General features: G+C 63.8%; 19 protein-coding genes. 17 read left to right on the plus strand and 2 right to left on the minus strand.

Annotated elements, in window-relative coordinates; genetic code table 11:
- Positions 1–29: 29 nt before the first annotated feature.
- Together BW995_RS05145 and BW995_RS05150 are read left to right on the plus strand one after the other, a co-directional pair.
- On the plus strand, positions 30–473 hold the full coding sequence (locus BW995_RS05145; protein WP_076399124.1) for a RidA family protein: 444 nt from the start codon (positions 30–32) through the stop codon (positions 471–473).
- A gap of 138 nt (positions 474–611) precedes the next feature.
- Positions 612–1,718, plus strand: coding sequence for an alanine-zipper protein (locus BW995_RS05150; RefSeq protein WP_139332770.1), 1,107 nt, complete (start codon positions 612–614; stop codon positions 1,716–1,718).
- Between the two features lie 43 nt (positions 1,719–1,761).
- Here BW995_RS05150 and BW995_RS05155 read toward each other — a convergent pair whose 3' ends face one another.
- Together BW995_RS05155 and BW995_RS05160 are read right to left on the minus strand one after the other, a co-directional pair.
- Positions 1,762–1,992, minus strand: a complete 231-nt coding sequence (locus tag BW995_RS05155; protein WP_139332771.1) for a hypothetical protein — start codon at positions 1,990–1,992, stop codon at positions 1,762–1,764.
- A gap of 27 nt (positions 1,993–2,019) precedes the next feature.
- Positions 2,020–2,757: an SPOR domain-containing protein gene (locus tag BW995_RS05160; protein ID WP_076399127.1), complete on the minus strand. Its 738-nt coding sequence runs from the start codon at positions 2,755–2,757 to the stop codon at positions 2,020–2,022.
- Positions 2,758–3,042: 285 nt separating this feature from the next.
- Here BW995_RS05160 and BW995_RS05165 point away from each other — a divergent pair, with 285 nt between their 5' ends.
- From BW995_RS05165 to BW995_RS05235, 15 genes are all read left to right on the plus strand, one after another.
- Positions 3,043–4,380: an amino acid ABC transporter substrate-binding protein gene (locus tag BW995_RS05165; protein ID WP_175616992.1), complete on the plus strand. Its 1,338-nt coding sequence runs from the start codon at positions 3,043–3,045 to the stop codon at positions 4,378–4,380.
- A complete protein-coding gene (locus BW995_RS05170) occupies positions 4,377–4,838 on the plus strand; it encodes a hypothetical protein (RefSeq protein WP_084194600.1) in 462 nt (153 codons plus the stop codon). Before BW995_RS05165 ends, BW995_RS05170 begins: the two co-directional genes overlap by 4 nt.
- Positions 4,839–5,105: 267 nt before the next feature.
- A complete protein-coding gene (gene tssK, locus BW995_RS05175) occupies positions 5,106–6,485 on the plus strand; it encodes a type VI secretion system baseplate subunit TssK (RefSeq protein WP_076399129.1) in 1,380 nt (459 codons plus the stop codon).
- Positions 6,486–6,491: 6 nt separating this feature from the next.
- On the plus strand, positions 6,492–7,472 hold the full coding sequence (locus BW995_RS05180) for a DotU family type IV/VI secretion system protein (RefSeq protein WP_076399130.1): 981 nt from the start codon (positions 6,492–6,494) through the stop codon (positions 7,470–7,472).
- A 6-nt stretch (positions 7,473–7,478) separates the two neighbouring features.
- Positions 7,479–11,876, plus strand: coding sequence for a type VI secretion system protein (locus tag BW995_RS05185; RefSeq protein ID WP_076399131.1), 4,398 nt, complete (start codon positions 7,479–7,481; stop codon positions 11,874–11,876).
- Positions 11,873–13,063: a type VI secretion system protein TssA gene (gene tssA / locus BW995_RS05190; RefSeq protein WP_076399132.1), complete on the plus strand. Its 1,191-nt coding sequence runs from the start codon at positions 11,873–11,875 to the stop codon at positions 13,061–13,063. Before BW995_RS05185 ends, tssA begins: the two co-directional genes overlap by 4 nt.
- A 369-nt stretch (positions 13,064–13,432) precedes the next feature.
- Positions 13,433–13,951: a type VI secretion system contractile sheath small subunit gene (gene tssB / locus BW995_RS05195; protein ID WP_076399133.1), complete on the plus strand. Its 519-nt coding sequence runs from the start codon at positions 13,433–13,435 to the stop codon at positions 13,949–13,951.
- Between the two features lie 85 nt (positions 13,952–14,036).
- Positions 14,037–15,527, plus strand: coding sequence for a type VI secretion system contractile sheath large subunit (gene tssC, locus BW995_RS05200; protein WP_076399134.1), 1,491 nt, complete (start codon positions 14,037–14,039; stop codon positions 15,525–15,527).
- A 157-nt stretch (positions 15,528–15,684) separates the two neighbouring features.
- Positions 15,685–16,182, plus strand: coding sequence for an Hcp family type VI secretion system effector (locus tag BW995_RS05205; RefSeq protein WP_076399135.1), 498 nt, complete (start codon positions 15,685–15,687; stop codon positions 16,180–16,182).
- A gap of 21 nt (positions 16,183–16,203) precedes the next feature.
- Positions 16,204–16,740: a type VI secretion system baseplate subunit TssE gene (tssE, locus tag BW995_RS05210; protein WP_076399136.1), complete on the plus strand. Its 537-nt coding sequence runs from the start codon at positions 16,204–16,206 to the stop codon at positions 16,738–16,740.
- 233 nt (positions 16,741–16,973) lie between these two features.
- Positions 16,974–18,779, plus strand: coding sequence for a type VI secretion system baseplate subunit TssF (gene tssF / locus BW995_RS05215; RefSeq protein WP_076399137.1), 1,806 nt, complete (start codon positions 16,974–16,976; stop codon positions 18,777–18,779).
- A complete protein-coding gene (tssG, locus tag BW995_RS05220) occupies positions 18,743–19,855 on the plus strand; it encodes a type VI secretion system baseplate subunit TssG (protein ID WP_076399138.1) in 1,113 nt (370 codons plus the stop codon). The genes tssF and tssG overlap by 37 nt, the downstream gene beginning before the upstream one ends.
- Entirely contained in the window at positions 19,852–22,512 is a 2,661-nt protein-coding gene (gene tssH, locus BW995_RS05225; protein ID WP_076399139.1) for a type VI secretion system ATPase TssH, read from the plus strand. The genes tssG and tssH overlap by 4 nt, the downstream gene beginning before the upstream one ends.
- Positions 22,509–24,605: a type VI secretion system Vgr family protein gene (locus BW995_RS05230; protein WP_076399140.1), complete on the plus strand. Its 2,097-nt coding sequence runs from the start codon at positions 22,509–22,511 to the stop codon at positions 24,603–24,605. The genes tssH and BW995_RS05230 overlap by 4 nt, the downstream gene beginning before the upstream one ends.
- Positions 24,606–24,617: 12 nt before the next feature.
- Positions 24,618–25,469 (plus strand): toxin-antitoxin system YwqK family antitoxin, encoded by an 852-nt coding sequence (locus BW995_RS05235; protein WP_076399141.1) that lies wholly within the window; start codon positions 24,618–24,620, stop codon positions 25,467–25,469.
- Positions 25,470–25,477 lie beyond the last annotated feature (8 nt).

Below are 25,477 nucleotides of genomic sequence, written 5' to 3' on the forward strand. Positions count from 1 at the left end.
CGCATCCTTTCCTTGTCGGAGAAGACACCATGTCCCACGACCAGAACAACGACCCCTTGAACAGGCCGGGCGGGAACTATCTGCCGGTGATTGTTCATGACGGTATCGCCTATGTCAGTGGCCAGTTGCCTCGGCGGGGCGAAGACCTGCTGTGCGTTGGCAAGGTGGGGGCCGAGGTTGACCTGAAGACCGCACAGCAGGCAGCGGCGTTCTGCGCCGACCTGTGTCTGGCCGCCGTCAGTCAGACCGTTGGTGGCGACGACAACATCGTGCAGGTGTTGCGCATTGTTGGCTATGTCGCTTCGGCTCCGGGGTTTACCCAACAGTCACAGGTGATGAACGGGGCTTCTGATCGCCTTGTCGAGCGGCTGGGGGACCGTGGTCGGCACAGCCGGACATCGGTGGGTGTTGCCGAGCTGCCACGGGGGGCTCCGGTCGAACTGGACATGGTGGTGGCCGTTCGCTCTGTGTGATCCCTCACCTGCGGTAGCTTGCCTTGAAAAGAACACCTTACGGATCTGCTTGTCGCCATTTTTCCCGTATAGGAATAATCGTCTGCATCGGTTCCATCTCCAGAAGAGGGATGAACCTTAACGATGGTGAAAACGACGATGAGATCTGGTGTTCTTTCCGCTCTGGCGGTCGTGGGTTCGGTTTTCCTCGCCACTGCAGCCGAAGCTGCCGGAGGCGACGCTGCGCTGTGCGCGAAAAACGTTGAAACAATTGCCGATGTTTCGGCTGCCGAGGCAAAGGCCCGTTGCGACCGTGCCGCCGCAGCGATGAGCCGCAGTAATGGCGACTGGACGCAGGCCCTGTTGGCGCTGGACGATCTGCGGCGGTCCAGCCTGCGGGACGTCAATACGCAAATCCGTGTGCTGCAGGGGCAGCCTGCTGATCGTTCGGTCAGCTCGTCGGTCAATACCAGCGGGCCTGCAACATCCCCCGAGGTGACGTCGCGCCTGAACAGTCTGGAGCAGGAAAACGCCCTCTTGCGGCGGACGCTGGACAAGATGACGTCTCAGATGCAGGACATGGAGCGTCGGATTCCGTCGGAAACAGCTGGTATCCAGTCTGCACAAGTGCTGGTGACGCAGCGCGATTTACAGGCGGTGTCCCAGACTGCCGAACAGGCGTCGAAAAAGGCCGCGGATGCGCTGGACAAGATCGCGCAGCTCGGCAGCAAGATGTCGTCGCTGGAATCGTCGGTGAACTCCCTCAGCACTCAGGCGCGCTCTTCGAGTGGAAGCAGCAGCGGGGGCGTGTCGCAAAGCGACCTGCAGGCGGTATCCCGCACGGCAACCGAAGCCATGTCCAAAGCATCGCAGGCTTCTGACAAGGCATCGCAGGCTGCAGACAAGGCGGCACAGGCTGCCGACAAGGTGTCGCAGGTCAGCAGCAAGGTTTCGTCGCTGGAATCGTCAGTGAGCTCCCTCAGCACCCAGGCGCGGTCTTCGAGCGGGAGCAGCAGCGGGGTGTCGCAAAGCGACCTGCAGGCGGTCGCCCGGACGGCAAACGATGCCTTGTCCAAGGCATCACAGGCTGCGGACAAAGCCGCGCAGGCGGCGGACCGCGCCTCTCAGGCCTCAGACAAGGCCTCTCAGGCGTCAGACAAGGCGTCTCAGGCCTCTGAACGGGCTTCGCAGGCCAACAGCCAGATTTCTTCGTTGTCCTCATCCCTGAACTCGCTGAGCAGCCAGGTCAGTTCGATGCATCGTTAAAGTGTTGCCAAAAGCATTGTGCGAAAAGTGGAAACCGGGGCCTTCAGGTCCCGGTTCCTGTTTTCGCACCCGTGCTGGCACGTGGGTCCCCGGCAAGGTCGCAGGTGACCTCCAGCCGTGGGCGTGTCAACATCTGGCGGAACCGGCTGCCATGGCTGAGGGAAACGGCGCTGCCCATGCTCACGCTGGTTCCGCTGCGCCCGACGGCGGTCGGGTCCGCCTGTTCGCAGCGTTTGATGTCGATGCGGTCAAGGTCACTAAAGGAAGGGCGCATGGCCATCCGCTGGCAAGGGGGGGCGGGTCAGTCCGTCGGGACGACTGTAGCGTCGATTCCGATCCGATCCAAGACCTGTCGGCTGGCGGTTGCCTGCACCGGGTCCGGGTACTGTCCGACGGACACCACATGGATCACCCGGCCATCAGAGAGGGTTTGCCGGCTTTGACGGGCAGGTAGCCCCAGCGAGGCGATGGTCCGTTGGCGGTCAGTGGCCTGTGCGGCAGTGTCGAACACCCCAGCCTGCAAGGTATAGCCGCCGTGACTCAGGCCAGAGGCCCGGTTTCGGGGCAGCGACTCGAGGCTGTTGTCTTCTACCGGGGCGGCATGGGCTGCCAGCAGGCCTGTCGGGGCAGTTGTGTCTGCACCGCCATGCTTTTCTGCCGGAAGTGCCGCCATTTCGGCGTCGGCGAGATCGGTGGCGGTGGCGGTTGTCGTGTCCGGGGCTGTGGGGCGGGTTGGCCCGCTTTTCTGCGGCGCAGAAGCAACCATTGGTGTGGCCTCCCGCAGTTCACGCAACGCGGCCAGCGGGGCTCCCCTGGCTGACAGGAACACTCCGGTCAATACCCCGGCGGAAAACAGCGCCAGCGCGGAAATCCCTAGCGCTCCCCCGATGATGGAGACGGTTGTGGAGGTCAGGGGCAAGGACCGGGGAGACGGGGCTTGCCGGTCCTCCGGGGCACCCGCAACGGTTTCAGTCGCAGACCTGTCAGGTGTGACCAGTGGCGGGGGAGTGCCGGACGCAACCTGGGCAGCGGCGGTCATTACGGGGACTCCTGACAGGGGGGCGGCGGCCCGGTGGAGCGCAGGGAACAGGCCCGAAGGTCGCCCGGGCGTCACAAGGTCTCTGGTGGTCTGAAAAGCCATGCGATACAACGGGACGGTGAATGGCACCCTACATATGTCTTGTATGGCAGAGTGTTTTGATATCGATCGACATGTAGTCTAGAATACCTACGCTGCACAATCAATAACCGCCACTGTTACCGCGCAGCCGGGATGCCCTGGCGCGGCGTACTGTAGGGATTGGGGCATACGGGCATGCGACTGATGGCAGGAAACAGCCGGGGAAACTGCGGCAGGCCGTGGTGGAAACGGGCCGTGGTGACGCTGACCAGAGCCGTGCTGGCCGGAGCCGTGCTGGCCGCATCCGGGGTGGGGATGATGACCCCGGCATGGGCCAAAAAGCCCCAACCGGCTCCGGCCCCCCGCTCTGCGCCCCCGACCTCCAGCGTGCTGGTCAACAATTATGTGCGGATCGGGGTGGTGACCTCGCGCACCGGGCGGCTGGCCTTGCCCTCGCGGCCAATGGCTCAGGCGCTGGAACTGACCGCCCAGCGGATTGACGACAGTGGCGGGATTGCGCTGAATGATCGCAAGGTGATGGTCGAACTGGTGTTCGTCGATGACCGTTCGACGGTTGAAAAAGCCCGTGAACAGGCTGCGGCGCTGGCCAAGGACCCGGATATCATGGCGGTGATCGCCCCCTATTCCAGCGACATGGTGCTGGAGGTGCGGGACGAGGCGGAAAAGGTTGGCCTGCCGGTTCTGAATGCGGTTGGGGCGGCTCCAACCCTGCACCGTGTGCGCGACGAGCAATGGATGTTCGGCATTGGCTCGGCGGCGAACGGCTATTTCGCCCCGGTGCTGGAGGCAGCGGCGCGCCGAATGGCGGCGGGGCATGCCATGAGGGTCGGGGTTGCCTATCAGGATGACCTGTTCGGGCGGGCCATCGGGGCGTGGACCGAAAGTGAATTGCAGCGCACCGGCATTCCGGCGTCCTTCGTTCAGGTCCTGTCCCGCTCGGCGGATTTGTCGTCCCTGTTTGAGGTGGTGCAGCGGGAACACCCGAATGTGTTGATCTTTTCGGCCAACGATGCCGAAATGACCCGCAACTTCGTGACGGGTCTGGCGGAAAAACGCATCAATATTGACATGCTGGCGGTCAGTGGCTGCCGGGCCGCCGGGCTGGAGAAGCTGGGAACGCCAGCCGAATATATCGTCTGTCCGGTGCAGTGGGACGGGCTGGCGGATTATGCTGATCCCTACTGGGGCCATTCGACCCAGTTCATGTCGTCGTTCGAGGTGGCGTTTGGGGCCGAGCCGACCTATCAGGCGGCGCAGGCGGCAGCATCGCTGGTGGTGATTGCCAAGGCGCTGGAGCGGGCCGGAAAGCTCGACCGGACAGCCTTGCGCCGGGCGTTGGCGGAAACCGACATGGAAACCCTGTTCGGCTCGGTTCGATTCGGGCCCGATGGCCGCAACAGCGCGGTGAAACCCCTGCTGGAGCAAGTCCGCGGCGGGGGATACATGACCGTCCTGCCGCAGGAACAGGCGTGGGTTCCTCTGGTGGGGCAAATGCCGGTGTGGAAGGACCGTTTGCCATGACAAAGCGCCTGACCGTCTCTGCAGCCGTTATGGCGTTGGCGATGCTGGGGATGACCGCCTGCAGCAGTGACAGCCTGCAGCACGCCGAAACTGCCCGGGTGACATTACAGATTGCCCCGGATGCCAATCAGGATTCTGCCATCGAGCTGGATATCGTGGCGGTTTATGACAGTGACCTGCTCAAGACCCTGCTGGCGATGCCGGCCCGCGACTGGTTCAGCAAGCGGCGACAGTTCGAACTGGACTATCCGAAAGGATGGAAGGCGTGGAACTGGCAGGTTGTGCCGGGGCAGGTTGTCCCGACCCAGGACATTCAGGCCGACACTGGTTCGGCCTATGGCGTTCTGGTGTTTGCCAATTATCGCACGCCGGGCGACCACCGGGCGCGGGTGACGAAATTGTCGTCTGTTGTCGTTCAATTACAGCGGGACGGCTTTGTCGTTACGGGAAAAGAGTAAAAAAACGTCTCCAAAGAGCCATGATTGTGATGCTTCGTTTCATGGCGCGGGGGGAACGGGCGTATAACGCAAACAAAGGTAAGGAAAAGAGACGGGTATTTGGCCGGAAAGGCTTGGCTCGTCCGTAAGACAACAGGGGTAACTCTGACGCCGGGGCGGCAGGGAAGCCGGAACACAGACAGGCTCTGGCCTGTTAAAACACATACGGGCTCTCGCCCGTGACATGGGGAGGATGCGGATGGACATCCAGGCGATGGGGAGCCTTCAATGAGCCAACCGCCGTCAAAGGTGCCCGAGGCTGTACAGTGGCATGAAGGCATGCTGCTGACCCCCCAGCATTTTCAACAGGCTTTCCTGCGGCAGGATCTGTTGCTGCAGTATCATGTGGCTGCCACCGCCCCCTATCCATGGGGCGTACGACGGTTGCAGGTCGATCAGGCGATGCTGGTGGGGGGAGTCTTCCGTCTCAGCGACCTTGAAGCGATCCTGCCGGACGGGCTGCTGGTCAGCCATCCGCTGGACGGGCAAGACCTGTCGCTTGATCTGTCTCCCCATGAAGACGCCATCCGCGAACGCCCCCGGACAGTTTATCTGGCGGTGCCGGTCCAGCGGACCACCGCCGCCGCCAAGGGCGAACTGGAGCGGTACAGCTCGGTCGATGGCGGGCCGGTGGCCGACATGAACACCGGCGAGGGCGAGGTTCTGATTCCCCGCCTGCGTCCGCGTCCGCGCCTGATCCTTGATGATGACGTGCCCCCTGCCTATGTGGCGATGCCGATTGCACGGGTAACGGTGCGCGAGGAAGCCCTGGGGCTGGATGATTACATGCCGCCGGTGCTGGGGGTGTCGCCTCTGTCGCTGTTGGGCATGGAATGCCAGGCCCTGGCCCGGCGCCTGCGGGAAAAAGCTGCCTATCTGGTTGATCGTGTGCGGGCACCGACGGCGGCGACCGCCGACCACATGATCAGCGAAACGCGCGGAATCGTGGCGGCGCTGGTGTCGGACCTGCCGCCGTTCGAGGCCCTGCTGGGCAGTGGGGTGGCCCATCCCTTTACCCTCTATGTGGCGCTGTGCGGCGTGGTTGGCAAGCTGGCGATGCTGTCGCCGGAACTGATGCCGCCGGTTTTGCCCGCCTATGATCACCATGACCTGATGGCGACCTTTGGCCGGGCGCTGGATTTCGGACGGCGGATGGTCGACAGCGTGCACGAAACCTGCATGGCGGTTCCGTTCCGCATGCACGAGGGCTCGTTCAGCCTGCCGTTGCGCGAAAGCTGGCTGTCCAGCCGGATGGTGATCGGGGTGCGGCGGCGGGCCGGGGAGTCCGATACCGACGCCATCCAGTGGATCGAAGACGCCATTATTGGTGCCGCCAGTCAGGTGCAGTCGATCGGGGCACGCCGCATTCGCGGGACCGAGCGGCAGGTGATTGACCGTGACGAGGCTCTGGGCGTGATGCCGGGGCGGGGGCAGACGCTGTTTGCCCTGATCTATGACCCCGGCTTCATTCAGGCCGGAGAGCCGCTGGTGATCATCAATCGGGCTGATTTGCGCGGCCACCATGCCCCGGCTGAAGTGGTGCTGTTCGTCCCGATTGGCGATGGTACCGCCCCCACCAAACCATCGGTGCTCCGGCAGGAAGGATAGGCGATCATGAGCGGTACGCCCTCGCCCCATCTGCCGCCGGTGTTGCGGCCCGGTCTGGTTCCGCCCGATGCCGAACCCTTGCCCGAGGCGATGCCGCTGGCCGGGCTGACCACCTTGCCCGATGGGCGCAAAGCCGGGTTTCTGGTGTTTCAGTTCCGGGCCTTTTACGCCGGAATCCGCCTGCTGGTCGACGAAGCCCGCGCCGCCGGAGCCCGTGCCGACCAGGGGGTGAGTTTCACTGGCCTGAGTGCCGACGCGGCCCTTGACCCGCAGCAGGTTCCCCCCTCTTCCGTTTCGGCGTCGCCCATTCCGCCGTCGTTGATCATCCCGCCTGCCGCCTCTCCGGCGATGGCCTCGCCGTTGCCAGCGGGCAAGCCGGTCGATCTGGTGGAACGGATGGTCCGCCAGATTTGCCAGCGGCTGGAAGAAGGGGCCGCCGAGGCCGCCCGTCTGGGCGGAGCCTATGGTGCGGCGATCTATCGCGATGCCAAGTACATGATGGCCGCGCTGGCCGATGAAACATTCCTGCATGAAGTCGAGTGGGAAGGCCGTCTGGTCTGGCGGGATACGCTGGTGGAAACCCGCCTGTTTGGCAGTTCGATTTCCGGCGAGCGGGTGTTCCGCCTGATTGACGCCCTGCTTGATGGTGGTGACCCGCTGCACATCGAACTGGCCTCGATCTACCTGATGGTCCTGACGTTGGGCTTCAAGGGCCGCTATCGGGGGGATGGCGAAGCGATTCTTGAAACCTATCGTCAGCGACTGCGCGATTTCATTGGCTTGCGATTGCCCGCAGTGCTGCCGTCCGAACCGGTGTTTGCCAGCAGCTATGCCCATACTCTGGATGAAGGCCGCGAGCAGTTTTTACCCGCCATCCGTCCGTGGATCTGGGCAGTGGTGATCTTTGTGCTGGGCTATTTGCTGATCTCGCACGGGCTGTGGGTCTGGCTGACCGGCCCGGTCCGCGCCATTATCGGGGAGGGCTGAGCGATCATGGCCGAGACCGCTGCGCCGTCCCTTCTGGCACAACTGGCGCCCTACCTGCCGACGATCGGGGTAGCGCTGGCGGTGCTGGGGGTTCTGATCCTGATCCTGCTGGCCCTGTATGTGTACAAGGTTGCCAAAAGCAGCGCGCAAAGTGCGCCACCGCCGTCAATGGCCGCGCCGCCTCCGCCTCCGCCGCCAGCGGAACCGGCTGCTGCCCCTCTGACCGCCGACGAACCGCCGGTGTTGTCGCTGGAAGATGAACCGGTCTCCCCTGCCGGGGCCGGGCTGGGCTTGCGCGATGTGCTGAAGATTCTCGGCGGTCGCCGCTATCGCGTGCCATGGTATGCCCTGATCGGCTCCCCCGCCGCCGGAAAAACGGCGATCATGGAAGCGGTGGACCTGGGGCCGGACCGGATCGACGGCGGGGCAGGGGCGATCAACGAGCCGACGTGGTGGCTGTTTGACGATGGTCTGGTGGTCGACGTTCCCGGCAGCTTGCTGATGGGAACCCGTCAGGCTGGCGCTGCCGGGCATGATGGTGCGTGGCGGCGGTTTCTGGGTCGGCTGCGGCGGGTGCGCGCCCGGCGGCCGCTGAATGGCCTGATCCTGACCATTTCTGCCGAAGACCTGATTGGTGCCGCCGCCCTCAGCCGCGAGGCCTTGCTGGAGCGGGGCCGTGATTTCCATCGCCGTCTGCGGGTGGCTCAGGAAGAGCTGGGTCTGCGCCTGCCGGTCTATGTGGTGGTCAGCAAGTGCGACCTGATTCACGGCTTTACCAGCTATTGGTCGGCCATGCCGCCCGAGCGGCGCAGCGAGATGTTTGGCTGGTCCAATCCGCATGCGCTGGACGAAGCCTATCTGCAAAGCTGGATTGATGAAGTGTTCGACAGCCTGTCGCTGGATATTTTCCGCGGACAGGTGTCGCTGAGTGCCGACCTGCCGGTGGGCAGCCCCAAGGCATCGGGGATGGTGTTGTTCCCCGCCGCCTTTGACCGCCTGCGTCAGCCGTTAAAGGCGATGCTGTCGATGGTGTTCCAGCCGACGGCCTACCATGAATCGTTCTTTTTCCGTGGGGTCTGGTTCGTCGGTTCGCTGCCGGGGGAACGGGACAGCCTGATCGCCAATGCCACCGCCCGCATTCTGGGCGAAGCCACCGACGACGTGGCCACCATTGCTTCGGTCGAAGGGGCTGTGCCCCGCCCGATTCTGGTTCGCCACCTGTTCCGCCGTAAAATCTTTGCCGAACGGGCGGTAGCCCGCCCGCTGGAAGGCGGTTTTGGCACCGACCGGCGCGAAGTTCAGCGGATGCAGATTGCGGCGGGCGTGGCTGGACTGGCGCTGTGCGGCGGGCTGGCGTGGTCGACGTGGTCGCTGGACCAGAATCTGGGCTCGCTGCAACAGGCGCTGACCGCTGTCCGCGATGACATGCGGCAAAGTCAGGGCAACCGGGCGGTGCCGATGTCGGGTGATGTTGATGAGCTGGAAAACGGCGCGGCGTCACCTCCCAAGGTTGCCATCCAGAAGGCGGTCAATGCCGAAATCAAGCTGGAGGCGGCGCGCGCCCTGCTGGATGCGTTGGGCACCATTCGTACCAGCACGCTGGGGACGCCGTTCATCCCCAGTTCGTGGTTCAGCAGTGCCGGAGATGACATTGCCGGTTTTCTGGCGCTCGGCTTTGAACACATCGTGCTGGATGCGATGGAATTGCGGCTGGACCAGCGGGCCGACGAGCTGATCAAGGGGCCGCTGACCGGCCTGCGGGCGCAGAGTGGCGAAGGCGGTCGTCCGGCCTCGCTCAGCACCCTGATCCGCTTCATGGATGCGCTGGATGCCCTCGACAGTGACGTCAAACGCTATAACAACCTCAGCGGTTCGGACGGTCCGGCGGAGCTGTCGAATCTGGTGCGCACCCTGATGGGGTTTGAACTGCCGCCGGAATTCAGCAAATACCCCGACCTGCTGCGTTCGGCGCTGGAACGGACCGGGCGGCGGCGCTTTGCCATCGACCGCTTCGACGGTGCCGCCGCCGAGCGGCTGTCGCAGCTGGTCTGGATGGTGCTGAACGATCTGACCGAGCAGGGCGAGCTGGCCGAGGCCCTGCGCACGCTGGCCGGTGACCTGTACAAGCTGCAAACCGGCAGCGAAGACCCGCAGGGAACATTGTTGTGGCAGGTGCGGCAGGGGACCAACACCCTGAACCGCCTGCTGAGTGAACCGTGGTGGGGGCTGGTCGCCGATGGCCAGCTGCGCCGGGAAGGCGATATCACCGCACTGGTGGCCCGGATGGGCGAGAACCATTTCCTCGGGCCACGGGTGCGGGATCGGGTGGTGGCCGATGTCGAGGGCACCTTGCGGCGGTTCCAGCGCAAACTGGCGGCCTATGACTCGCCGCTCACCGGCCCGTTGCTGGTGGTCGGGGACAGTGGAACCATGACGGTATCGCAGCCGTTGATGGCCTTGTCGTCGGCCCTCAGCACCCTGTTTGACAAAAGCTTCATGACCGCCGTTCCTGCCGAGGTCATTCCGCAGGTACAGGGGCGGATCACCTGGGATCTGGAACGCCTGAAGCGGGCAATCGGCATGTGGCGTGACTACGACGCCTATATGGGCGATGCCATGCCACGTTTCCCCCAAAGTCTGCGGCCACGGGTGCAGGCGGTCATCGAACAGCGCCTGACCAGCAACCTGCTGTGGCTGATTGCTCACGCCATTCAACAGCAACCGGTATCCGAGACCTGGCGCGGGCCGGTCGAAAGCGTGGTGGCGTCCGACGTCAACAACCTGAAGCAGGCCAACGAGTCGCTGGCAGTGCTGATGACCGCCTTCAACACGCTGGGCAGTGTGGTACAGCGCGACGATCTGGCCGAAGCCGCCGGGGTCGGAGCCTATGACCTGCTGGGGCGGGTGGATGGCCTGCTGAGCAATGACACCCTCTATAACGCCCTCAGTCCGGTGCAGATGTGGGATGGCCTGCGGCCCCTCACCGGCGTTCTGTTCAACGCGGTCGATGACGTTGCCCTGCAACAGTATCTCGCCTTCCAGCGGGAACGGGCGCACCGGTTGGCGGTCGATTATGCCGAACCGGCGCTGACCGTGCTCGCCACCACCGACAACGGGCGCGGCATGGCCCAGCGTCCGCTGGTCCGCCGCTGGCAGCGGCTGTTTCAGGAAGTGGATTCCTATTATCAGCGTCGGCCCGGTTCGACACTGGTCCAGCTGGAAAGCTTTGTCCGCTTTACACTGGCCGGGCTGACGGTGACCGACTGCGGTGACAAACTGGCGGCGCTGGGACCGGGGCAGGCGTCGGATGATTACTTCCTCAACCAGAAGAACCGCCTGCTGGAAGATGTGTGGGCGCGCTGTGATGAACTGAACGGTGGGACGGGGATTCTGGCTGGGTCCTATACCCGGGTGGCCCGTTTGTTCAATGAACGGCTGGCCGGACGCTATCCGTTTGCCGACAGTCTGGATGGCAACGGCCTGCGGGCGGCGACCCCGGCAGACGTCAAGGGCTTCTTTGCCGAGTACGACATGCTGGAGCCGGGCATCAAGCAGGAGCTGGCACGCGGGACCATGACCTATGCCACCCGTGCCGCTGCCGAGCAGTTTCTGGCGCAACTGGCATCGGTGCGCTCGTTCATGACCCCCATTCTGGCCAGCAAGCCCGGTGAGCCACCGGGGGCCTATACCCTGTCGGTGGACTTCCGCGTCAATCGTCCCTTTGAGGTCAATGCCAACCAGATCCTGACCTGGAGTGTCAGTGTCGGCTCGCAAACCCTGCAAGACCCGCCGCTGGCGCCTTTGGCCGGGTCGGTGTCAACGCCGGTGCAATGGCGCTGGGGCGACCCGGTGACGGTGCGGATGCGCTGGGCCAAGGACAGCCCGTCGCTGCCGTTTGCCACCGCCGACAACCGGCCTGCGGTGGAGCCTCCGGCAACGGCGGTGTTCTCCTATACCGATCCGTGGTCGCTGGTGACGATGCTGCGGCAACAGTCGGTGCAGCGGGGGCAGTTTGATACCGCCCGCCGTCCGCAGCCGAACATCGTGATGTTCCATGTGCCGACCCGGCCAGTGACGCCGGAAAAGGCCGACAGCAAAAACCAGCAGGTGGTACGCATGTCAACCAGTGCGCTGGATGCGGCGGCCAACGGGCAGGTGGGGACGACGGCATTCCTGCGCTTTGGCCTGCAACCGGTTCTGCCTCCGGCTCCGGCGGGGGCTCCGGCTGCGGCGCCGGTCGAGACGCTGATCGTCCCGGACTTCCCGGTTCTGGCGCCGGTGACGGAACGGGGGGGGCGGCAACAAGGCGCCAGCGTTCAGCCCTATGGTGCCCCGTCTTATGGCAACCCCTATGGCGGGTCATCGCTGGCTGCCGTCCCTGCAACAGGAGGATATCCGCGATGAGCCAGTTGGCGACCTTGCGACTGCGCAGTTTCGCCTACCGGGTCAGTCCCGGCGAAGGCAGTGATCCCGGCGTTGATCCGCTGGCGCTGGCCATGCCCTTTGAGGGCGAGCGGCCCAGCGGCGAGTCGTTGCGCTATGAGGGCACCTATGACCTGATCCGCGCCGCCCGCCACGAAGAAGACCCCAACCTGCCGCAGGGAATCTGGCAGACGGCGGTCAAGGCGGGCGATTGGCGGACGGTGAAAGAGGCCTCCCTGAAGGCGTTGCAGACCAGCAGCAAGGATTTGCAGTTGGGGCTGTGGTTGACCGAGTCCCTGGCCCGTCTGCATGGCTTTGGCGGACTGGCCTGCGGGCTGCGGGTGCTGGTCGAACTGTGCCGGAGCCAGTGGCCGACCCTGCATCCGGAACTGGATGATGACGGTGATCCCGAGGCCCGCCTCAATGCTCTGGCGTGGCTGAACGAGTCGCTGGCGCGCACCGTGGCCCGCCTGCCGTTGTCGCTGTCCGATGATGATCCGTCGTTTTCCCACGCCGACATTGATGCGGCAGCGCCGGACACGGACGACGAGGACACCCTGCCCCGTGATGGTGGTCGGCGGGTGCCGATGCTGGCCCACATTCTGGAGGCACTGCGCCAGACACCGGCAGAGCATTTGCTGGCCTGTCACCGGGGACTCAACGACGCGTTGATCGCCCTGCAGGATCTGGAGGCGGTGCTGGGGCTGCATCTGCCGCTGAACCAGCAGCCGGGATTTGCCCGGTTGCGCACCGTTTTGCAGGGCAGTGTGGACAAGATTGACCGCGATCTGACTCAGCGGGGGATCAGTCTGACGCCTCCCGAGCCTGAACCGGAGCCTGACCCGGTGGAGTCCGACCCTGCCGGGGAGCAGGCCCATATCGAGCCGGAAAGTGGCGGTTCCCTGACCACAGAACAACAGGAGGCGGCCCCGATGGTCGATGAAACCGTTCTGCGCGGGCCGATCCGGTCGCGCGCCGAGGCGTTCGAGTCTCTGGCCGAGGTGGCTGATTTTCTGGCCCGGACCGAGCCGCACAGCCCGGTGTCCTACCTGCTGCGTCGGGCAATTCGCTGGGGCAGTCTGCCGCTGCCCGAATTACTGGCAGAGTTGCTGGAAGATAGTCAGGACCGGTTGCGACTGATGTCGTTGCTGGACCTGCACGAGGAGTAGCGGGATTTAGAAGGAAGCCTTTTGTTTCCGACAAGAAAGAACTGTTTCCAATATTAAAAGAATCGCCAATAACGCTTTTCGTTTTGGCGATGGCGTGGTTATATATTTCTTAATGTGTTGTTATTGTTTGTTTTTTCTTAAAAATTACTTTGACGATAGAGTATTGTCACCCTACAGTATGGTATCACCGTTGCCGGTTCGACAAAGTGGGTATACTCCTATAAGTTGATAAATGCCTGATATATCTGTTTTGAGTTTGTCTTGAAGCAGCGCTGGTCGGGCAGGTCCGGGAACACACAAACAGCAATCAGGGCGCCTTGCGTCCGGTCTCACACTGCGGAATGCACAGCCGCAGATACGGAGGGAGATATGGCAGAGAGCATTCAGCACAAGCTGGACCGGGTTCGCCCGCCCCGCGTGCAGATCACCTATGATGTGGAAATCGGCGACGCCATTGAAAAGAAGGAACTGCCCTTCGTCGTCGGCGTGATGGCGGACCTGTCGGCCAAGCCCGCTGTGGCCCTGCCCAAGCTGAAAGAACGCAAGTTCGTTGAAATCGACCGCGACAATTTCAATGATGTGATGGACGCTGCCAAGCCGCGTCTGGCGTTCCGCGTCCCGAACCGTCTGGCTGATGACGACAGCCAGCTGAACGTCGAACTGGGCTTCAAGTCGATCGAAGACTTCGAGCCGGTCAACGTGCTGAAGCAGGTTCCGGCGCTGGCCAAGCTGTTTGAAGCCCGCCTGCGTCTGCGCGACCTGCTGGCCAAGCTGGACGGCAACGACGAACTCGACGCGCTGCTGCGCTCGGTGATTGCCAGCACGGACGCTCAGAAAGAGCTGAAGAGCAGCCTGGCCAAAGCCGACGAAACGCCCGCCGAAGCGTAAGTCATCCGCTCCATCTTCCAGACTGACCAGGGGGCGAAGCGCGCCATAGCAACCGGCGGCGCTGCCCACGACAGGAGGACCAGTAATGGCCGACACCGAACCGACCGCCGGGACTGCGACGGCGACCGAAACGCTGCCGATCCTTGATCGCATCCTCGTCGAAGGGCACATGGCCCGCGACGACAGCCAGCAGGCCCATGCCAAGGACCTGCTGAGCGAATTCGTTGACCAGATCCTGGCCGAAGGCCAGACCGTTGCCAACGACGTGGTGCAGGCGATCAATGATCGCATTGCCGCCATCGATGACCTGATTTCGGCGCAGCTGAACGAAGTGATGCACCACCAGGATTTCCAGAAGCTGGAATCCACCTGGCGCGGCATGCACTATCTGGTGATGAACAGCGAAACCTCGACCCGCCTGAAGATCCGCGTGCTCAACGCGTCGCGTCCCGAGCTGCAAAAGGATCTGGAAAAGGCGGTCGAATTCGACCAGTCGGTGCTGTTCAAAAAGCTGTACGAAGAAGAATACGGCACCTTTGGGGGCCATCCCTACAGCTGCCTGATCGGCGATTTCGAATTTGGCCGTCATCCGCAGGATGTCGCCTTCCTCGAAAAGATGTCGCAGGTGGCCGCCGCCGCCCATGCTCCGTTCATCGGTGGGGTCAGCCCCAAGATGTTCGACATGGACAGCTGGCTGGAACTGATGAACCCGCGCGATCTGTCGAAGATCTTTGAAAGCACCGAACTGGTCAAGTGGCGGTCGTTCCGGGAAAGCGAAGACAGCCGGTATGTGGCGCTGACCCTGCCGCGCTGGCTGGTGCGTCTGCCCTATGGCCCGGAAACGGTGCCGGTCGAAGACGTGAACTTCGTCGAAGACGTCGATGGCCGCGACCACAGCCGCTATCTGTGGGGCAACCCGGTGTGGGTGATGGCCCAGCGCATCACCAACGCCTTTGCCCTCTATGGCTGGACGGCGGCCATTCGCGGCGTCGAAGGCGGTGGCAAGGTCGAAGGCCTGCCGGCCCACACCTTCCCGACCGACGACGGTGACATTGCGCTGAAGTGTCCGACCGAAGTCGCTGTCACCGACCGGCGTGAAAAAGAGATCAATGATCTCGGCTTCATTTCGCTGTGTCACTGCAAGGGCACCGATTACGCGGCCTTCTTTGGCGGCCAGACGACCAACAAGCCGAAGGTCTACAACCTCGACAGCGCCAACGCCAACGCCCGTCTGTCGTCGATGCTGCCCTACATGCTGAACGTGTCGCGCTTTGCCCATTACCTCAAGGTGATCATGCGCGACAAGATTGGCAGCTTCATGACTGCCAGCAACGTGTCGAGCTATCTCAACACCTGGATCACCAACTACGTGTTGCTGGACGACAATGCCCAGCAGTCGATCAAGGCGGCCTATCCGCTGCGCGAAGCGCGGATTGACGTCACCGAAGTTCCGGGCAAGCCGGGTGTGTACAACGCCACCGTCTTCCTGCGCCCGCACTTCCAGCTCGAAGAGCTGACGGCCTCGATCCGTCTGGTGGCCGAGCTGCCGCCGCCGAGTGCAACCCGCAGCGCCTGATCATCAGGCGTTCGGCTCCCTGGGCGTTCCTTTGGTGCCCCCGCCGTTCAATGATCCCTGAACGGCGGGGCGTATCTCTCGCATTTCCATGGTTTTGTTTGTCGTTGCGGGAAAACAGGGGTTCGTATTTCCCGGGCAAACTTCAGGAGTTTCCGTGATGGACTACATCATTCTCGATCTGGGCAAGGAAGTGGTCGGTGACTGCCAGTTGCAGGACAACGTCGGCAAGATCCAGTGCCTCAGCTATTCGCATGGCGTGTCGCAGCCGCTGACCTTTGACGTGTCGAACAACAAGCGTACCTCGGGCAAGCCGCAGCATCAGGATTTCGTGCTGACCAAGCTGTTCGACAAGGCCAGCCCGGTGCTGAACTACAACTGCTGCATCGGCAAGAACCATCCCACGGCGATCATCACCATCTACCAGATGGATGAAGCCACCAAGGCACCAAAGAAGTACATCGAATACACCCTGACCAACGCCATCATTTCGTCGGTGTCGGTTGGCGGCGGCGGTGGCGTGCCGACCGAAACCCTGACCCTGAACTACTCGAAGATCAAGTGGTGGTACATGGCGCAGGAAGACGAGTCGGTCCAGAAGGGCAACCTCGCTTACGAATACGACCTGATGCTGGCCAAGGGCGCGTCGTCGTCTTAACCCGGCGGGTCGGACACGACGATGGCGGAGCAAGCTCCGCCCCGGCGTTCAACCTACGGGCCGATCTCCGGTATTCCGGCGGCGGTGGACCGGCGTTCCCTTCCGGGGGCGCCGGTTCCGCTCCTTGAGCGTCTGGTGGATGAACAGCCGGGTCACACCCACGAAGCCCGCCCGTACCGGTCGTTCGGGATTGACGGGCTGATGGCATCGGTGCAGGCGGAAATCTCCCGCCTGTTCAATACCCGTGCCCCGATCGCGGCGGCGGCCCTGCGCCGCTGGCCGCGCAGTGTGATTGATTACGGCATTCCCGACTTTTCCACCTATGCCGCCGATGGGCTGGAAGGCCACGCCCGTTTCGCCCGCGAAGCCGAAGCGGCGCTGCGGGCCTTTGAGCCGCGCCTGCTCAATCCGGTGGTCACCGTTGAACGGGATGAAACGACCCGCCTGCCGCGCTGGCTGGCGGTGATCGAAGGTGTTCTGGCCTCGGGGGCCCTGCGCGAGCCGGTGCATGTGCGGGTGGCGCTGCCCGATGCCGGGCCGGCAGCCGGTGGGGAATAACCCGTTTGAATTACTGCGACAGACCCCATTTCTTTGATCATAAAAGAGAAAATGGGGGTTCGGGGGCATTGGCCCCCGAACAGGTATGGGCGGTGGCCCATCTCCCTGCGAGGACTGTCGTGTTCTGTGGTCAGATCTGACGCACGCTGGTCTGGATTTCGGATTTAACGCACGATGATCAGGCTGCTATCGTGTGACACGCGGGGTGGGGAACAGATAAAAGGTATGGTCCGATGAGCGCCTTTAACGAAGACCTGCTGGTGGCATACCAGCGCGAGCTTCAGGCTCTGCGGACCCTGGGGAGCGAGTTTGCCCGGGCCTATCCCAAGGCCGCCGCCCGGCTGGATCTGGGGGCCGATGGCAGCGCCGACCCACAGGTGGAACGGCTGATCGAAGCCTTTGCCTTTCTGACCGCCCGCATCCAGACCACCATCGACAACGATTTCCCGTTGATTCCGGGGGCGTTGCTGGATGTGCTCTATCCGCACCTGACCGCCCCGGCCCCGTCGGTGGCCATCGCCCGTTTTGAACCCAAGCTGACGCAAGGGGCGCTGACGGACGGCCATCTTATCGCCCGTGGAACGTCGCTGTTTGCCGAAACGGCACAGGGGGCGACCTGCCGCTTTCGCACCGCCTATGATGTGACCCTGTGGCCGGTGCGGCTGGGGCGGCCCCGTCTGACCAGTGTTGACGCCTATCCGTTCCTGAGCGGGGCCTCTGCTGCTGCCGTGCTGGTGGTGCCGGTGGAAACGCGGGGAAGCCTGCCGCTGGAGGCCTTGCCGCTGGATGAGCTGCGCCTGCATCTGGCGGGAGATGTGCTGTCGGCAGCCCCCCTGTACGAACTGCTGGCGGCGGCCCGCGGGGTGCTGGTGGTGCCCGAAGGTGCCGAGCGCCCATCCGCCCGTCTGGGGCCAGAGGCCATCCGCCCGGTCGGCTTTGGCCCGCGCGAGGCGGTGTTGCCTGCGCCGCCGCAGGCCCATCCCGGCTATCGTCTGGTGCAGGAATACTTTGCCTGCCCCGAGAAATTCCTGTTCCTTGATGTCGCCGGGCTGCGCGGGGCGCTGCGGGGTACCCGATCCGAAATCCTGTTCCTGCTGGGCAGTGCGCCCCCCAAGACGGTGATGCTGGATGATCAGGCGCTGGAGCTGGGCTGTACCCCGGTGGTCAACCTGTTTGAACGCACCAGCGAGCCGCTGCGGCTGGATCATACCCGTCATGAATACCTGCTGGTTCCCGATGCCCGTTTTGAATCGATCACCGAGATTCATTCGGTGCTGAAGGTCTCGGCGTCGGCGGACCCGCGCGAACAGGCCAGTGTGATCGCGCCCTATTTCTCGGTCCAGCACGGCGAAGCCACGCAGGAGCGGTCTTTCTTTGCCACCCGGCGGGTGCCGTCGTCGCGGCTGCATGTGCCGGGAACCGATCTGATGATCAGCTTCCTTGATCTCGACTTCACGCCGCGTTTGCCCGCCGACAAGACGGTGTTCGCCCATACCCTGTGTACCAATCGCGGACTGGCGGAAGAACTGCCGCCCGGCACGTTGTTGCAGGTCGAAGATGCCTTGCCCGCCTCGCTGATCACCCTGTTGCGGCGGCCCAATCCGCAACGGATGCCGCCGTTGGCGGGGGAAACGCTGTGGCGGCTGGTCAGTCACCTGTCGCTGAATCACCTGTCGCTGGGCAATAATCCGGCCTGCCTGACCGCGCTGAAGGAAATTCTGGTGCTGTACGGGCAAAGCGGTCAGCCGGGATTCCGCCAGCAGATCGACGGCCTGAAGGAAATGGCGGTGGAACGGACGGTCAGCCGGATGGGGCAGGAAGCCTGGCGCGGCTTTGTATCGGGGCATGCCATCACCCTGACCTTTGATGAACGGAACTATGTCGGCTCCAGCGCCTTTCTGTTTGGCGCGGTGCTGCGGCATTTCTTTGCCCTTTATGCCTCGGTCAACAGTTTTACCCAACTGACCGTGCGCTCGCTTCAACGGGATGAGGACTGGAAACGATGGCCCGCCGTCACTGGCGTTCTGGACGTCCTGTAAAGGACGTTCTGGCAGAAGAGCCCTATCGCTTTGATCCCTTCCAGGCGGCCCGTCTGCTGGAGGCCCTTGCGCCTGAGGCCGATCCGCTGGCCAGCAGCCCGGACCCCCGCCGTGAAGCGATGCGCTTTGTCGGGGCTGGCGGGATGGGCTTTCCGGCCAGTGCCATCGCTGCCCTGCAGCCTGCCCGCCCCGCCGATGAGCGGCATCCGGCCCTGCCGCCGCAACTGGTGGTGACCTTTCTGGACCTGATCGGCCAGAACGGCCCGCTGCCGCACGCCTACACCGAAATGGTGCGTGACCGGGTGGCCCGAGGCGACCGGGCGATGAAGGCGTTCCTCGACATGTTTGTCCACCGGCTGGTGTCGGTGCTGATCCGGGCCAAACGGCGCCATTATCCCGGTCTTGACAACCTGCCACCCGATCAGGGGCGGATGACCGGCTATCTGCTGGCGATGTTGGGGCTGGGAACGCCGGGGCTGGCCGGGCGCCTGGCAATCCCGGACCGTCTGCTGTTGCGCTATGCCGCCCTGTTTGCCAGCCGTCCCCGCTCGGCGGCCGGGCTGGTACAAATTCTGGAAGACATGATCGGGGCTCCGGTCCGCCTGCACGCCCTGCGTGGGCGCTGGTTGCCGCTGGCCAAGGGCGACCACAGTCGCCTTGCCGACCTGCGCGGTTTTGGCGGCCAGAATGCCCGGCTGGGGCAAGGCGTGGTGCTGGGCACGCGGGTGTGGGCACAGGATGATGGTATCCGGCTGGATGTCGGGCCGCTGTCCCTGTCGGCCTTTCGCGGCCTGCTCCCCGGTGGGGCGCAGCATCTGCGGGTGGCCTCGCTGATCCGCTTTTATCTCGACCGTGACCTCGATGTGTCGCTGCGGCTGGTCTTGCGGCGGGCCGACCTGCCCGGCCTGCGCCTGTCGGCCGCCCCGGCTCCCTCGGGGCCACGGCTGGGCTACAGTGCATGGCTGTCCACCCGCACCCCGCGCAGCGATGACACCCAGGTGGTGCTGACCGTTCCGACCGTTGATGAAATTGCTGCCGCCCTAACCCGGCCCCAGACAGTGGAGAGCTTCCGATGAGCAGTGCGGAAACCCTGAAGGAACTGGTAACCCGTCTGGGGCCTCCGTGCCGAAAGGCCCTGGAACGTGCCGCCGAGCTGTGTGTTCAGCGGACACACTACAATGTCGAGCCGGAGCACTTCCTGTTGGCCCTGCTGGACCAGAGCGACAACGATCTGGCGTTGATCCTGCGCGCCTATGGCGTCGATGGCAGCAAAATCCGTGGTCAGCTGGATCAGGCGGTGGCCCGTTTCAAGCAGGGGGCCACCCGCACCCCGGCCTTTTCGCCCCATCTGCCGAAACTGCTGGAAGAAGCCTGGGTGCGGGCGTCGCTGTCGCTGGGCGAAACGCGGGTGCGCTCGTCGGCGGTGCTGCTGGCCTTTCTGGAACATGACACCCTGCGCTCGCTGCTGCTCGACAGCGCGCCGACCTTGCTGACGGTGACGGCGGCCCGCCTGCGCGGGGAAATCGCGGCGGTGACGGCGGGCAGTACGGAATCTCCGCTGGGCGCTGGCAGTGCCCCGGCGGCGGGAGCCGCTGCCAGCGCCGAGGCTGCAGGCAAGGGCGGGGCGCTGGATGCCTATACCCTCGACATCACCGCCGAGGCGCGGGCCGGTCGCATTGACCCGGTGTTTGGACGCGAACGGGAAATCCGCGCGGTGATCGACATCCTGATGCGGCGGCGGCAGAACAATCCGATCCTGACCGGCGAGGCCGGGGTGGGCAAGACGGCGGTGGTCGAAGGCTTTGCGCAGAAAATCGTCTCTGACGACGTGCCTCCGGCCTTGAAGGGGGTGGTGGTGCGCAGCCTCGATCTGGGGCTGTTGCAGGCCGGAACCAGCCTGAAGGGCGAATTTGAAAGCCGCCTGAAGGGGGTGATTGCCGAGGTGAAAGCCAGCCCGGTGCCGGTGATCCTGTTCATCGACGAAGCCCACACCCTGATGGGGGCCGGGGGCGAGCAGGGAGTGGGTGATGCCGCCAACCTGCTGAAACCGGCGATGGCCCGTGGCGAACTGCGCACCATCGGGGCCACCACCTGGGCGGAATACAAAAAGACCATCGAAAAAGACCCGGCGCTGGCGCGGCGTTTTCAGGTGGTCAAGGTGGCCGAGCCGGACGAGGAAACGGCGATTGGCATGCTGCGCGGTCTGGTGCCGACGCTGGAAAAGCACCACGGGGTGTGCATTCTCGACGAGGCGGTGGTCGATGCCGTCCACCTGTCCGGGCGCTATATCGTCGGGCGGCAGTTGCCGGACAAGGGGATTTCGGTGCTCGATACGGCCTGTGCGCGGGTGGCGCTGGGGCTGCACGGCACGCCGGTCGATATCGAGGCGCTGAACCACGATCTGGCCAGCATCGACCGCGAACTGGCGATCCTCGACCGTGAAGAGGCGCAAGGCCGCCCGCACGCCAGCCGGATCGACGAGCTGGAAAGCCGCCGCCGGACCATTGATGAAAACCGCACCCGACTGGAAAGCCGCTGGCAGCAGGAACTGGCGACGGTGCGCAAGATTCACGCGCTGGAACAGCGGGCCGGGCAGGTCAGCGAGGTGATCGAGCGGGCGCAGATCAAGGACGAACTGGCCGGGCTGCGGCTGGAGCTGGATGTGTTGCAGGCCGGGGCCCCGCTGGTGCTGGCCAGCGTTGACGGGGCGGCCATCGCCGGGGTGGTGTCGGCCTGGACCGGCATTCCGGTCGGGCGGATGGTGTCCGATGAAATTCAGGCGGTGTTGTCACTGCGCGAACGGATGGCCGAGCGGGTGGTCGGACAGGATCATGCCCTCGAAGCGGTGGCCCAGCGGATTCAGACTTCGCGCGCCGGACTGGACGAACCGGGCAAACCGACCGGGGTGTTCCTGCTGGCCGGGCCGTCGGGGGTGGGGAAGACCGAAACGGCACTGACAATGGCCGAACTGCTGTACGGCGGCGAGCGGCGGATTGTCACCATCAACATGAGCGAATATCAGGAAGCCCACTCGGTCAGCCGCTTGAAGGGTGCGCCGCCAGGCTATGTCGGCTTTGGTCAGGGCGGCGTGCTGACCGAGGCGGTCAAGCGCAATCCCTATTGCGTGGTGCTGCTCGACGAGGTGGAAAAGGCCCATCCCGACGTGATCGAGCTGTTCTATCAGGTGTTTGACAAGGGCACTCTCGAAGATACCGACGGGGTGGTGGTTGATTTCAAGAACACGGTGATCATGCTGACCAGCAATCTGGGCAGCGATACCATCACCCACCTGTGCGCCCAGCATCGCCGCCCCGAGCCGTCGTTGCTGATCGAGGCGATTCACCCCGAACTGCTAGCCCACTTCAAGGCTGCCCTGCTCGGGCGTCTGACGGTGGTGCCCTATTATCCGCTGGACGAACAGCGGGTGCGCACCATCGTCACCCTGAAGCTGAAAAAGATCGCCGACCGCTTTCAGGCCAGCCACGGGGTGCCGCTGGACATTGATCCGGCGGTGGTGGCGGCGATGGCCGAACGCTGTGTCTCGACCGACAGCGGTGCGCGCGCCATTGATCATCTGCTGAGTGGGGCCCTGCTGCCTGACCTGTCGGTGGCGGTGCTGCAAGCGATGGCCGACGGGCGCGATCTGGTGTCGGCGCGGGTGTCGCTGGCCGCCGACGGGACCTTTGCGATAGCGTTACGATCCCTTGATGACAGCACAGGGGGAGCCCCATGACCGCCACCCAGGACAACCTGACCTTTTCGGTATCGACCCCGCTGGGGAAGGATGCGTTGATCCTGCGTTCGCTCAGCGGTCACGAGGAAATGTTCGGGCTGTACTCCTTTCATCTGGAAATGGAAGCCTCGTCGAGCAGTCTGGATGCCTCGTCGGTGATCGGGAAAGCGGCGGGCGTCACCCTGCAAACGCCGTCGGGAACGTCGCGCTATTTTCATGGCCGGGTGGCCCGCTTCATTCAGGGGCCGACCGATGGCCGGGTGACCCTCTATTGGGCCGAACTGGTGCCGTGGACGTGGATGCTGACCCTGAGCAGCGACTGCCGGATTTTCCAGAACAAGTCCGTCCCCGACATCATTTCGGCGGTGTGCAGCGATCTGGGCTTTACCGACCTGAAAAAGAGCCTGAAGAAAAGCTACACCCCGCGTGAATACTGCGTGCAGTACCGCGAAACCGCCTATGATTTCATCTGCCGCCTGATGGCCGAAGAAGGCATCTTTTTCTTTTTCGAGCATGAGTCTTCCAAGCATACCATGGTGCTGGCCGATGATGCCTCGGCCCATAGTGCCGCTGCCGGGCTGGACAGCGCCCTGTACCAGACGCCGTTTCTGGGCCAGACCCGCCAGCGCGGCGACGTGATTTCGTCGTTGCAGGTGGAACATGCCGTCACCACCGGCAAGGTGGCCTATGACGACTACAATTTCGAAACGCCTTCGACACAATTGTTTGCCAAGGTCGATGGCAGCGGCTCGACCATGCGGCGCTATGACTATCCGGGCCTGTATGCCAAGAAAACCGACGGCGAGAGCTATGCTGCCCTGCGGATGGAAGCCTACGAGCTGCCCGCCCTGCGCATCACCGGCGAGTCCACCATTCCGGCACTGGTTCCCGGCGCGACGATGACCGTCAGCGGCCATCCGCGCGATGATGTGAATGCCGAATGGGTCCTGCTGTCGGTCCGCCACCAGATCAGCCAGCGCGGCTGTGAAAACAGCTTTCAGGCTTTCCCCAAGGATACGCCGTTCCGCCCGTGGCCGCATGTGCCGCGCCCGCTGATTGCCGGGACGCAGACGGCGACGGTGGTCGGCAAGTCGGGGGAAGAAATCTGGACCGACAGCTATGGCCGGATCAAGGTGCAGTTCCACTGGGATCAGGAAGGTACCAGCGATGAAAACTCGTCCTGCTGGGTGCGGGTGGCGCAGGGCTGGGCGGGGAAAAGCTGGGGGGCGTGGTTCCTGCCGCGCATCGGGCAGGAAGTGGTGGTCAGCTTTCTGGAAGGCAACCCCGACCGGCCACTGGTGACCGGCAGCGTGTACAACGCCGAGCAGACTGTCCCCTATACCCTGCCCGGCGAACAGACCAAATCGACCATCAAGTCGGATTCGTCCAAGGGCAGTGCGGGCTATAACGAACTGCGCTTCGAGGACAAGAAAGACAGCGAAGAAGTGTACCTTCAGGCCCAGAAGGACATGAACGTGCTGGTCAAGAACCAGCGCGAAACCACCATCGACAAGGCCAACGACCTGCTGACCCTCAACGAAGGCAGCCGCACCACCACCATCAAGAAGGGTGACGAGACCCTGAAGATTGAAACCGGCAGCCGGACCAAGGAAATCAAGACCGACGAGACGGTGACCATCGAGGGCAAATCGACCGAAACCATCACCGGTGATGAAAGCCACACCAACAAGGCCGATTTTACCCACAAGGTTTCCGGCAATTACACCCTGACCATTGATGGCGATCTGGTGATCAAGGCCAAAAGCATCACCATTCAGTCCACCGGCTCGACCATCAGCACCAAGTCGGCCACCGCCACCAACATCGAGGCCGGAACGGCGATGGAGCTGAAAAGCGGCACCACCTTCACCGCCAAGGGCGGCACCGATGCCACGCTGGAAGCGGCGATGAACCTCAACACCAAGGGCGGCGTCAATGCCACCCACAAGGCAGGCGTCGGCCTGACGCTGGACGGCGGGGTCAATCTGGACGGCAAGGCCGGGGCACAGTTGACCATGAAGGGTAGTGCGATGGGAACCTTTGATGGTGGTGGTATGGCCATGATCAAGGGTGGCCTGATCAAGATGGGATAAGGGAGACGGACAATGAGCGATCCCGAGGCTTTGCCCCCCGTGCCGCCAGCGCCTCTGCCCGATGGTCCGGTGGCCGACCATGACCCGGACAGCGGGGCGCTGCTGGCGTCCTATACCCGCGTTGGCGGCCAGATTGACGGCCAGCACACCAGTTATGGTCCCGACCAGATGGTCCGGCAGGTGATGTGGTTCCACAATGGCGTGCTGCACGGGGACTGTATTACCTATGATGCCGCTGGCCTGCTGCTCAGTCAGGTGCCGATGGCCCGGGGCGTGCCCCATGGCGAGGCGCTGTTTTATGATCAGGGCCTGCTGGTGATGAGCCTGACCTATGCCGCCGGGCGCAAACAAGGCCCGAGCACGGTGTTCAGCAACGGTCGTCCGGTCACCCGCATGGCCTATGATCAGGACCAGTTGAGTGGCGAGATGATTTCGCTGGACCCGGAAACCGGCCAGCCGATCGCCCGCATTCCGCATCAGGGCGGGCAGCCGCACGGGATGGCGCAGTACTTCACCCCGGATGGCTATCGCAGCCGTGATCAGGGCTTCCATGCCGGACGCCTTGAGGGGCAGGTGGTGGACTACACCCCGGATGGCAAGGTGATTGCGCGGCGCAGTTTCCATGATGGTGTCCTGCACGGCCCCTCGGTCCGTTATGCCGTTGCGACCGGCAAGCCACAGGAAATCCGCACCTATAATGCCGGGGCACTGGTCGGGCTGGAAACCTATGATGACAAGGGCGGGCTGCTGGCCCGGCATGGGGTGGCCAGCCATTGGACCGAGCCTGCTCCGGTGGCCCCTGTTCCGGTCCCCTCTGCCGCCGGGCAGGAAACGCCGTGGTGGAAACGTCTGACCGGGGCCTGATGCGGCTC

This window comes from Insolitispirillum peregrinum, from assembly GCF_900156605.1.
Lineage (GTDB): Bacteria > Pseudomonadota > Alphaproteobacteria > Rhodospirillales > Rhodospirillaceae > Insolitispirillum > Insolitispirillum peregrinum.